This is a genomic window from Xanthomonas sp. 3075 (genome assembly GCF_014197275.1).
GTDB classification, from domain to species: domain Bacteria; phylum Pseudomonadota; class Gammaproteobacteria; order Xanthomonadales; family Xanthomonadaceae; genus Xanthomonas; species Xanthomonas campestris_B.
The window spans coordinates 1-5,991 of the sequence record NZ_JACIFI010000044.1 but is presented as its reverse complement, the minus strand read 5'-3'; the positions used below and the strand labels follow the sequence as shown (position 1 = coordinate 5,991).

Below are 5,991 nucleotides of genomic sequence, written 5' to 3'. Positions count from 1 at the left end.
GCGTCAACCACCTCGGAAACAAGGTGTTGACGGTAAGAAAAAGTCCGCTATACTAGGCGGCTCGCTTCGACGGAAACGACGAAGCTGACGGGAACGGCGCTGAGGCCACTCCCCATGTTCTTTGACAGTGTGCGCAGGTAATTTGTGCGGACGCCTGCAGGAAGGATGATTGTCCATCTTGCAGACGTTTAATCAAAAAGCAACATATTAATTGCTTTGCAAGCGATAAGTTGTCAGTGGTTGAACTTCTGCAGCTAAAGTAATTTGTCTTCGGACATGTAATTTTAAGTGAAGAGTTTGATCCTGGCTCAGAGTGAACGCTGGCGGCAGGCCTAACACATGCAAGTCGAACGGCAGCACAGTAAGAGCTTGCTCTTATGGGTGGCGAGTGGCGGACGGGTGAGGAATACATCGGAATCTACTCTTTCGTGGGGGATAACGTAGGGAAACTTACGCTAATACCGCATACGACCTACGGGTGAAAGCGGAGGACCTTCGGGCTTCGCGCGATTGAATGAGCCGATGTCGGATTAGCTAGTTGGCGGGGTAAAGGCCCACCAAGGCGACGATCCGTAGCTGGTCTGAGAGGATGATCAGCCACACTGGAACTGAGACACGGTCCAGACTCCTACGGGAGGCAGCAGTGGGGAATATTGGACAATGGGCGCAAGCCTGATCCAGCCATGCCGCGTGGGTGAAGAAGGCCTTCGGGTTGTAAAGCCCTTTTGTTGGGAAAGAAAAGCAGTCGGTTAATACCCGATTGTTCTGACGGTACCCAAAGAATAAGCACCGGCTAACTTCGTGCCAGCAGCCGCGGTAATACGAAGGGTGCAAGCGTTACTCGGAATTACTGGGCGTAAAGCGTGCGTAGGTGGTGGTTTAAGTCTGTTGTGAAAGCCCTGGGCTCAACCTGGGAATTGCAGTGGATACTGGGTCACTAGAGTGTGGTAGAGGGTAGCGGAATTCCCGGTGTAGCAGTGAAATGCGTAGAGATCGGGAGGAACATCCGTGGCGAAGGCGGCTACCTGGACCAACACTGACACTGAGGCACGAAAGCGTGGGGAGCAAACAGGATTAGATACCCTGGTAGTCCACGCCCTAAACGATGCGAACTGGATGTTGGGTGCAATTTGGCACGCAGTATCGAAGCTAACGCGTTAAGTTCGCCGCCTGGGGAGTACGGTCGCAAGACTGAAACTCAAAGGAATTGACGGGGGCCCGCACAAGCGGTGGAGTATGTGGTTTAATTCGATGCAACGCGAAGAACCTTACCTGGTCTTGACATCCACGGAACTTTCCAGAGATGGATTGGTGCCTTCGGGAACCGTGAGACAGGTGCTGCATGGCTGTCGTCAGCTCGTGTCGTGAGATGTTGGGTTAAGTCCCGCAACGAGCGCAACCCTTGTCCTTAGTTGCCAGCACGTAATGGTGGGAACTCTAAGGAGACCGCCGGTGACAAACCGGAGGAAGGTGGGGATGACGTCAAGTCATCATGGCCCTTACGACCAGGGCTACACACGTACTACAATGGTAGGGACAGAGGGCTGCAAACCCGCGAGGGTAAGCCAATCCCAGAAACCCTATCTCAGTCCGGATTGGAGTCTGCAACTCGACTCCATGAAGTCGGAATCGCTAGTAATCGCAGATCAGCATTGCTGCGGTGAATACGTTCCCGGGCCTTGTACACACCGCCCGTCACACCATGGGAGTTTGTTGCACCAGAAGCAGGTAGCTTAACCTTCGGGAGGGCGCTTGCCACGGTGTGGCCGATGACTGGGGTGAAGTCGTAACAAGGTAGCCGTATCGGAAGGTGCGGCTGGATCACCTCCTTTTGAGCATGACGTCATCGTCTTGCGGGCGTCCTCACAAATTACCTGCATTCAGAGATTCATACCGGCACAGGTCGGTATGCGAAGTCCCTTTTGGGGCCTTAGCTCAGCTGGGAGAGCACCTGCTTTGCAAGCAGGGGGTCGTCGGTTCGATCCCGACAGGCTCCACCATAGTGAGTGAAAAGACTTCGGGTCTGTAGCTCAGGTGGTTAGAGCGCACCCCTGATAAGGGTGAGGTCGGTAGTTCGAGTCTACCCAGACCCACCACTCTGAATGTAGTGCACACTTAAGAATTTATATGGATCAGCGTTGAGGCTGAGACATGTTCTTTTATAACTTGTGACGTAGCGAGCGTTTGAGATATCTATCTAAACGTGTCGTTGAGGCTAAGGCGGGGACTTCGAGTCCCTAAATAATTGAGTCGTATGTTCGCGTTGGTGGCTTTGTACCCCACACAACACGTACATGTAGCTCCGAGGCAACTTGGGGTTATATGGTCAAGCGAATAAGCGCACACGGTGGATGCCTAGGCGGTCAGAGGCGATGAAGGACGTGGTAGCCTGCGAAAAGTGTCGGGGAGCTGGCAACAAGCTTTGATCCGGCAATATCCGAATGGGGAAACCCACTGCTTCGGCAGTATCCTGCAGTGAATTCATAGCTGCTGGAAGCGAACCCGGTGAACTGAAATATCTAAGTAACCGGAGGAAAAGAAATCAACCGAGATTCCCTAAGTAGTGACGAGCGAACGGGGAACAGCCCTTAAGCTGGAATGGCTTTAGAAAAACAATCTGGAAAGATTGGCCATAGAAGGTGATAGCCCTGTATTTAAAAGGGCCACTCCAGTGAAGACGAGTAGGGCGGGGCACGTGAAACCCTGTCTGAATATGGGGGGACCATCCTCCAAGGCTAAATACTCCTGACCGACCGATAGTGAACCAGTACCGTGAGGGAAAGGCGAAAAGAACCCCGGAGAGGGGAGTGAAATAGATCCTGAAACCGTGTGCGTACAAGCAGTAGGAGCTCGCAAGAGTGACTGCGTACCTTTTGTATAATGGGTCAGCGACTTACTGTTCGTGGCAAGCTTAACCGTATAGGGGAGGCGAAGGGAAACCGAGTCTGATAAGGGCGCATAGTCGCGGGCAGTAGACCCGAAACCGGGTGATCTAGTCATGGCCAGGGTGAAGGTGCCGTAACAGGTACTGGAGGCCCGAACCCACGTCTGTTGCAAAAGACGGGGATGAGCTGTGATTAGGAGTGAAAAGCTAATCGAACCCGGAGATAGCTGGTTCTCCTCGAAAGCTATTTAGGTAGCGCCTCGGACGAATACTACTGGGGGTAGAGCACTGTTATGGCTAGGGGGTCATCGCGACTTACCAAACCATTGCAAACTCCGAATACCAGTACGTACTATCCGGGAGACACACGGCGGGTGCTAACGTCCGTCGTGAAAAGGGAAACAACCCAGACCCACAGCTAAGGTCCCAAATTCACTGCTAAGTGGAAAACGATGTGGAAAGGCATAGACAGCCAGGAGGTTGGCTTAGAAGCAGCCACCCTTTAAAGAAAGCGTAATAGCTCACTGGTCGAGTCGGTCTGCGCGGAAGATTTAACGGGGCTAAGCAGTGAACCGAAGCTTGGGGTGCATAAAACTTGTTTTATGCGCGGTAGAGGAGCGTTCCGTAAGCCTGCGAAGGTGGATTGAGAAGTCTGCTGGAGGTATCGGAAGTGCGAATGCTGACATGAGTAACGATAATGCGGGTGAAAAGCCCGCACGCCGAAAGCCCAAGGTTTCCTTGCGCAACGTTAATCGACGCAGGGTTAGTCGGTCCCTAAGGCGAGGGCGAAAGCCGTAGTCGATGGGAAGCAGGTTAATATTCCTGCACCTCGCGTGAGTGCGATGGAGGGACGGAGAAGGTTAGGTGTACCGGGCGTTGGTTGTCCCGGGGAAAGGCGGTAGGTTTGGATCTTTGGCAAATCCGGGATCCTTTAAGACCGAGCACCGAGACGAGCCTTTATGGCGAAGTCACTGATACCACGCTTCCAGGAAAAGCTCCTAAGCTTCAGCTCACGAAGACCGTACCGTAAACCGACACAGGTGGGTAGGATGAGAATTCTCAGGCGCTTGAGAGAACTCGGGTGAAGGAACTAGGCAACATGGCACCGTAACTTCGGGAGAAGGTGCACCCTTTTTGGTGGCTCGTGCGAGCTATAGCTGAAGAGGGTCGCAGAAACCAGGCCGCTGCGACTGTTTATCAAAAACACAGCACTCTGCAAACACGAAAGTGGACGTATAGGGTGTGACGCCTGCCCGGTGCTGGAAGGTTAATTGATGGGGTCAGCCGCAAGGCGAAGCTCTTGATCGAAGCCCCAGTAAACGGCGGCCGTAACTATAACGGTCCTAAGGTAGCGAAATTCCTTGTCGGGTAAGTTCCGACCTGCACGAATGGCGTAACGACAGCGGCGCTGTCTCCACCCGAGACTCAGTGAAATTGAAATCGCTGTGAAGATGCAGCGTTCCCGTGGCAAGACGGAAAGACCCCGTGAACCTTTACTATAGCTTTACACTGAACGTTGAGTTCGTCTGTGTAGGATAGGTGGGAGGCTATGAAACTGTGGCGCTAGCTGCAGTGGAGCCATCCTTGAAATACCACCCTGTCGTGCTTGACGTTCTAACCTAGATCCGTTATCCGGATCAGGGACCGTGTATGGTGGGTAGTTTGACTGGGGCGGTCTCCTCCTAAAGAGTAACGGAGGAGCACGAAGGTACGCTCAGCGCGGTCGGACATCGCGCACTGTGTGCAAAGGCATAAGCGTGCTTGACTGCAAGATCGACGGATCAAGCAGGTACGAAAGTAGGTCTTAGTGATCCGGTGGTTCTGTATGGAAGGGCCATCGCTCAACGGATAAAAGGTACTCCGGGGATAACAGGCTGATACCGCCCAAGAGTTCATATCGACGGCGGTGTTTGGCACCTCGATGTCGGCTCATCACATCCTGGGGCTGTAGTCGGTCCCAAGGGTATGGCTGTTCGCCATTTAAAGTGGTACGCGAGCTGGGTTCAGAACGTCGTGAGACAGTTCGGTCCCTATCTGCCATGGGCGTTGGAAGTTTGAGAGGGGCTGCTCCTAGTACGAGAGGACCGGAGTGGACGAACCTCTGGTGTTCCGGTTGTCACGCCAGTGGCATTGCCGGGTAGCTATGTTCGGAAGCGATAACCGCTGAAAGCATCTAAGCGGGAAGCGCGCCTCAAGATGAGACTTCCCGGGGCACAAGCCCCCTAAAGGAACCATATAGACTATGTGGTTGATAGGTCAGGTGTGTAAGTACAGCAATGTATTGAGCTAACTGATACTAATGATCCGTGCGGCTTGACCATATAACCTCAAGTTGCCTTGGTCCCAACGAACGTTGGTAGATCCGCAAACGCAAGCTACGTCACAAGTTAACTATGCGAGACGAGCGCCGTAGGTGCTTCCACACGCAAACGCTTGCACATCCTTGTGCACTCGTTTGAGGAAGCTCCAACTGGCGACGCTCCAACCGTCTCCCTGGTGAAATTAGCGCTGTGGAACCACCCGATCCCATCCCGAACTCGGAAGTGAAACGCAGCTGCGCCGATGGTAGTGTGGCTCAAGCCATGCGAGAGTAGGTCATCGCCAGGGGCTTTACCCGAAACCCTCAGTCCGAAAGGATTGGGGGTTTCTTCTTGGGCGACATTTGGAAATGCGTCCCTTAACGCCTGCCGCTGGGCGTTGCCGGCGTCCTTCGCCACCCGGCACTTGCAGGCCACACCGCTGCTCGCGGCCATGCGCTGTCCAGGATGAGCAATCCCCCCTGACCTGATTGCTTTTTTGCGTGCAGACCTCCATATGCTGCTGTGCCGGTGCGTGACCGGCTGTTGGTGGATGCCCTGATGCCCGAGTTGCCCGAAGTCGAAACCACCGCGCGTGCCCTGGCGCCGCATCTGCTCGGGCTACGCATCCATGGCGTCATCCTGCGGCGGCCGGACTTGCGTTGGCCCATTGCCGAGCAGATCGAACGCTTGCTCCCTGGGGCCACCATCACGCAGGTCCGTCGACGCGCCAAGTACCTGCTGATCGATACCGATGCTGGTGGCAGTGCGCTGCTGCATCTGGGCATGTCCGGCAGCCTGCGCGTGCTG

Annotated in this window: 1 protein-coding gene, 2 tRNA genes and 3 rRNA genes; all 6 read left to right on the top strand. The window is 54.3% G+C overall.

Going from position 1 to position 5,991, the window contains the following annotated elements; all coding sequences use genetic code 11:
• Positions 1-285: 285 nt before the first annotated feature.
• Positions 286-1,832, top strand: a 16S ribosomal RNA gene (locus GGR62_RS20760).
• 92 nt (positions 1,833-1,924) lie between these two features.
• Positions 1,925-2,000: transfer RNA gene (locus GGR62_RS20755), tRNA-Ala, on the top strand.
• A gap of 19 nt (positions 2,001-2,019) precedes the next feature.
• A tRNA-Ile gene (locus GGR62_RS20750) sits at positions 2,020-2,096 on the top strand.
• A gap of 228 nt (positions 2,097-2,324) precedes the next feature.
• Positions 2,325-5,205 (top strand): 23S ribosomal RNA (locus tag GGR62_RS20745).
• Between the two features lie 171 nt (positions 5,206-5,376).
• Positions 5,377-5,491, top strand: a 5S ribosomal RNA gene (gene rrf / locus GGR62_RS20740).
• Together the 16S, 23S and 5S rRNA genes with 2 tRNA genes alongside form the textbook arrangement of a ribosomal RNA operon.
• Positions 5,492-5,742: 251 nt before the next feature.
• The coding region (locus GGR62_RS20735; RefSeq protein ID WP_276568306.1) for a DNA-formamidopyrimidine glycosylase family protein at positions 5,743-5,991 on the top strand (249 nt) is incomplete at its 3' end.